The organism is Megasphaera sp. DJF_B143 (genome assembly GCF_900320625.1).
Lineage (GTDB): Bacteria > Bacillota > Negativicutes > Veillonellales > Megasphaeraceae > Megasphaera > Megasphaera hexanoica.
The window spans coordinates 1-4,606 of sequence record NZ_ONTA01000007.1; the positions used below are offsets into that span (position 1 = coordinate 1).

Consider the following 4,606-nt stretch of genomic DNA (forward strand, 5'->3'; position numbering starts at 1 on the left):
AACATGTCTTTGAAAAAATCGATCCGGCAAACATCTCCAATTCAGATGCTGTTACCAAACCGACTGTTACCAGCGGCACGTATAAATTCGTTTCCTATAAGACGAATGATCATGTTGAGCTGGCAGCAAACGAAGATTATTACAAGGGTTCTCCTAAGCTGAAAAAGGTATTCATCCGCATCATGAATGGGACCAACCTCGTGACAGAATTAAAATCCGGTAACGTGCAGCTGGCCGCTTCGGGTGGTATTGGTTCTGTACCGGTTAAGGATCTGGATGTCCTGAAGAAAGACAGCAAACTGATTGTCAAGACTGTTCCTTCACTGAACACGCAGTATCTGGAAGTCAATAACAGCAATCCGGCGTTCAATGTTAAATTCCGCCGTGCCGTTACGATGGCTATCGACCGTCAGAAAATCTGTGATGAACTGTACAAGGGCACAGCCCAGATTGTACCAACTGTTTACACAAAAGTCAGCCCTGTATATGATGAAAGCGTAAAACCGCTGCCATATGATCCGGAAGCCGCTAAGAAAGAACTGGCAGAATCGGGCTTCGATACATCGAAAGAAATTACACTCCAGGTGCCGATTGGAAACGTATTGCGTGAACAATCAGCAGATTTGATCCAGCAGAACCTGCAGGCTATCGGCCTCAATGTTAAACAGCAGAAACTGGATTTCCCGACCGTTCTTGGTAATGCCAAGAAAGGCGATTATGAAATGATGCTTCTGGGCTATGGCCTTACGCCGGATCCGGATTACAGCAACTACTTCGTACCAGGCGGCAGCAATAACTTCTGCCATGCTGATGATCCGAAACTGACGGAGATGATGAACAACGCGGCATCCTTACCTGATGCGGAAGCACGCAAAGCAGCTTACAAAGAAATTCAGGCATATATGCGCGATAATCAGTTCGTTACCAGCTTGTACGAAACCGATCAGATTAACGTACAGAGCAAAAATCTCGTCGGTGGAATTAAGGATTTCTGGGAAGGTTCTCTGGATGACCTCTATCAGTGGCATTTTGAATAAACGGGCGCTGTAATTGCAGATTGACACAGCGTGCTCCGTAAAGGTTATACATCCTGCGTCTGCTGCTGGTGCTGCAGACGCAGCGGTGTATGAGAAAGGATGAACAGCAATGACAACAGATACAATATTAAAAGTAAACAATTTACATGTATCGTTTCGGACGCTGGACGGCATCGTAGACGCTGTGCGCGGTGTTACCTTTAATCTGAAACGTGGTGAAACATTGGCAATTGTCGGTGAATCCGGCTCTGGTAAATCGGTCTCTATGAAGGCAATCAACCGGGTGCTGCCGCGAAAGAATACCATATTTGGCAAAGAAGGTGAAATCATTTACGAGGGGAAAAATCTCCTTACTTTACCAGAAGAAGAAATGGAATCGGTTCGCGGCCGTAAAATAGCCATGATATTTCAGGACCCTATGACATCTCTCAATCCGACTATGACCGTGGGGCGGCAGATTGCTGAATCCATCCTGACTCATGAAGATATTCCGAAGGCAGACGCCATGAAAGAAGCCATAAAGCTTATGGGTCTTGTTGGAATCCGCAATCCTGAAGAAAGCAGCCGGAACTATCCCCATCAGTTTTCCGGTGGCATGCGTCAGCGTGTCATGATTGCCTTGTCCCTGGCGTGTAAACCCGATATTCTGATTGCAGATGAACCGACGACGGCACTGGATGTTACCATCCAGTCACAGATCCTGGATTTAATTGATGATTTAAAAGTAAAACTGAATATGTCCGTCATCTTTATTACCCATGATTTAGGTGTCGTAGCCCATGTAGCAGACCGGGTCGCCGTCATGTATGCCGGTAAAATCATTGAAATCGGCACGGCAGAAGAGATATTCTATAATCCTCAGCATCCGTATACGTGGGGACTCATTTGTTCCATGCCGACGCTGGATACAACGGATGATCATCTCTACAGTATCCCGGGAGCACCGCCTAACATGCTGCACATGCCGAAAGGAGACGCCTTTGCTCCTCGTAACGCCTATGCACTGGCTATTGATTACGAAAAAGAACCTCCGTTCTTCAAAGTCAGTGATACTCATTATGCGGCGACATGGCTGCTTCATCCACAGGCTCCATCAGTTACACCTCCGGCAGAAATTGTACGGCGGCAGCAGATTTTTAATTCTTTCATGAAACAGGAAGATGGGGGGAATGATTATGCATATCGTCACGCCGGCAGCGGCGCTCGCTGATGAAAAACCGATTTTATCAGTACGGAACTTACATAAAATATATAATGAAGGCAAGAAGAATGAAGTTCGTGCTGTAGATGATATTTCCTTTTCTATTTATCCCGGTGAAACCTTTGGTCTTGTCGGAGAATCAGGCAGCGGCAAATCTACGACAGGCCGCACGGTCATTAAACTGGAAGAACTGACATCCGGGACTGTCATGTATAAAGGAAAAGACATTACTAAAATCCGTAGCAGCTCTGAAATGATGGCATTCCGTAAATCAATGCAGATGATTTTCCAGGATCCCTTTGCTTCTCTCAATCCCCGTATTCCCATAAAAAATATTATAGGGGATGCGCTCCGGGTACATCATATCTGCAAAACCGATAAAGAAGTTCACAATAAGGTAAATGAAATGCTGGATATTGTAGGGATTAACCGTTCCTATGCCAACCGGTATCCAACGGAATTTTCCGGAGGCCAGTGCCAGCGTATCGGTATTGCCCGGGCTTTGTGCGTACAGCCGGATTTTATTATTGCCGATGAATGTTTGTCTGCACTGGATGTATCGATACAGGCTCAGATTGTCAATCTGCTGATCAATCTTCGTAAAGAACGGAAAATGACCTATTTATTTATTGCTCATGATCTCGCTATGGTTAAATATATCAGTGACCGTATTGGTGTCATGAAAAATGGCAAGCTTCTTGAACTGGCACCGGCAGATGAATTGTATCGTCATCCTATTCATCCGTATACGATTTCGCTTCTTTCTGCTTCACCGCTCACGGATTTACAGCAGGAACGCAAACGTCATCGTATTGATTATGACCCATCTGTCCAGGAATATGCGCCGGAAGTGAAGGCGGCCATGTATGAAATCACGCCGGGTCATTTCGTATATTGTTCATACGATGAAATCAATACATATAAACAAGCCGCTTGTTAAGGTATAAAATAGCATATATTGGGTAACCAGGGCATTGCATACTGGATTTGACCGTATGCAATGCCCTGGTTTGTCATACGTGCCGTATGATGAGAAAAACGGTCCTCTCGGGCCTTTTTTTGGTTTATTAAAATGTGATGAGAATATCATTAAAAACATCTGAGATTATGAGATGAAAATTAAAATATCATAAGAAGTAGATTAAAATCGACACATGCAGGAGGTTGCGTGCTATGCTGAGAAAAGAACGGGAAGAAAGGAAGGAAAGGAAATGTCTGAATGGACTTATCATAGTGGGATGCCTGTACAGCCGTTTGTCAATACAATGCTGACACAGGCTGTACAGATGGGCGCAAGTGATATACATATTGAGCCGATGGATAAACAAGTGCGGGTCCGTTTTCGTATCGATGGCATACTTCAGACCGTAGGACATCTGGAAACAACACTTCTTCCCCAGGTTTCAGCACGCATCAAAGTCATGAGCCATATGGACATTGCCAATACGCGCCTGCCGATGGATGGGCGGTGTGTCTGGAAAGGAAATCATCATATTTTGGATGTACGGGTCAGCACAATGCCCACCGTGCGGGGAGAAAAAATTGTTCTTCGCCTGTTTACGGATCATCAGCCATTTTGTCTGGATGAACTAATCCCATATATGCCGTCGAGACAGCTTTTGCGGCAAATTGTCCATGGCAGTCAGGGTTTATTTCTCATTTGCGGCCCGACAGGGAGCGGTAAAACGACGACGTTATATGCATTGCTCCGGGAACTGGATAGTCCTGAAATAAGCATTGCTACGCTGGAAGACCCGGTGGAACTCCGGGTCGATGGATTTTGCCAGAGCCAGATTCATGAAAAAGGCGGGTTGGCTTTTCAAAACGGCCTTCGCGCATTGTTGCGCCAGGACCCGGATATACTGGTTATTGGAGAAATCAGGGATGCAGAGACGGCTGGCATTGCGCTGCAGGCAGCTCTGACAGGACATCGCGTTTTTAGTACGCTCCATACGGCACGGGCCGTCGATGTACCGCTGCGCCTGCTGGATATGGGACTGGAACCGTTCCTGGTAGCTGAAGCACTATCCGGTATGGCATCTCAACGGCTGGCGAGATATCGTACAAAAGACGGGTATCATGGCCGTTTCTGCCTGTGCGAAGTTGTCCATTCCGGCGCTGCTCTGAGGCAGGCTGTACAGAAACGAAGCGAAAGAAAAAAACTATTGGAAGCCGCTTCACAGGATCAGGCTGTTTTTATGAAAGAATGCATCAGCCATGCTCTCCGGGAAGGGCTGACAGATGAACCGGAAATCCGCCGTATCTATGATGAGGGGGAAGACGATGACTATTAATGACGTAATTGCGATGGCTATCATAAAAAAGGCAACGGATATACACCTACAGGAGGGCCATCCGGTAATGTTGC

At 46.2% G+C, this 4,606-nt stretch carries 4 protein-coding genes; all 4 read left to right on the top strand.

Translation table 11 applies throughout. From position 1 onward, the window contains the following. The coding region (locus DBO31_RS00155; RefSeq protein ID WP_150824136.1) for an ABC transporter substrate-binding protein at nt 1-1,037 on the top strand (1,037 nt) is incomplete at its 5' end. Nucleotides 1,038-1,146: 109 nt separating this feature from the next. Continuing rightward, nucleotides 1,147-2,247 carry an ABC transporter ATP-binding protein gene (locus tag DBO31_RS00160; RefSeq protein WP_150824137.1) on the top strand — a complete coding sequence of 367 codons (1,101 nt, stop codon included), beginning with the start codon at nt 1,147-1,149 and terminating at the stop codon, nt 2,245-2,247. Next, the gene (locus DBO31_RS00165) at nt 2,207-3,178 is read left to right on the top strand and encodes an ATP-binding cassette domain-containing protein (RefSeq protein ID WP_292017991.1); all 972 of its coding nucleotides are present in this window, start codon (nt 2,207-2,209) and stop codon (nt 3,176-3,178) included. Before DBO31_RS00160 ends, DBO31_RS00165 begins: the two co-directional genes overlap by 41 nt. Before the next feature lie 271 nt (nt 3,179-3,449). Continuing rightward, complete coding sequence (locus DBO31_RS00170) at nt 3,450-4,532, top strand: GspE/PulE family protein (protein ID WP_234995335.1); 1,083 nt, start codon at nt 3,450-3,452, stop codon at nt 4,530-4,532. Nucleotides 4,533-4,606: the final 74 nt, after the last annotated feature.